The organism is Blastopirellula marina, from assembly GCF_002967715.1.
GTDB lineage: Bacteria > Planctomycetota > Planctomycetia > Pirellulales > Pirellulaceae > Bremerella > Bremerella marina_B.
The window spans coordinates 1-636 of sequence record NZ_PUIA01000011.1; the positions used below are offsets into that span (position 1 = coordinate 1).

The 636-nt window shown below is 65.1% G+C and carries 1 protein-coding gene; it reads right to left on the minus strand.

Features of this window, described 5'->3' with window-relative positions:
• Positions 1-535: pentapeptide repeat-containing protein (locus C5Y96_RS01220; RefSeq protein WP_199188606.1), on the minus strand; the 535-nt coding region annotated here is incomplete at its 3' end.
• Positions 536-636: the final 101 nt, after the last annotated feature.

A 636-nucleotide genomic window follows, 5' to 3' on the forward strand; every position in this document is an offset into this window, starting at 1 on the left:
GCAGTAAAGCTCCGCAGGCATCGGCGTCGGTCAGGATGATGTGGGGAGCGCGGATCTTGGTCAGCGTAGCGCTCGAAAGCCGACTCTCGCGGCAATCGGCTTCGTCCAGATCGGCGCCGGTTAGGTCGGCCTGGCTTAGGTTCACGCCGACAGCGATCACTCCGACCAGGCTGGCTTCGTCCATTTGGGCGCCGGTCAGGTCGGCGCGGGAGAGGTCGGCTCGGGCCAGGTTGGCGGCATGAAAATTGGCTCGCTTGCCGCTGACGTCTCGCAGATCGGCGCCCGCCAATTCGGCCTGGCAGAAAAAGGCGCCATCGAGGTTAGCCCCCCGAAAATCCGCTCTCCGGAGGGAGGCGCCCTCAAGATGGACCGGCTCGAAGCGGGGATTGTCGACCGCCGGTTGCTCCAGCCGCCAGCGGTTCCACCGCTCAAATCGTTCTGCCGAACCGGGCTCAATTGCCAGTTCGGCCTCGAGCCGCGCCAGATGGGCCCAGTCGCCGCTGAAGCCGGGATGCCGCAGGCGCAACTCGTCCAATCGCTCAGGTGCCAGCGCCGCATGATTGTAGGGCGCTCTGGACGCTCGGCGAGATTCGGTGAAAATAGCGCCTCCGGGCTGAGAATTCATGTTCGCTGTGG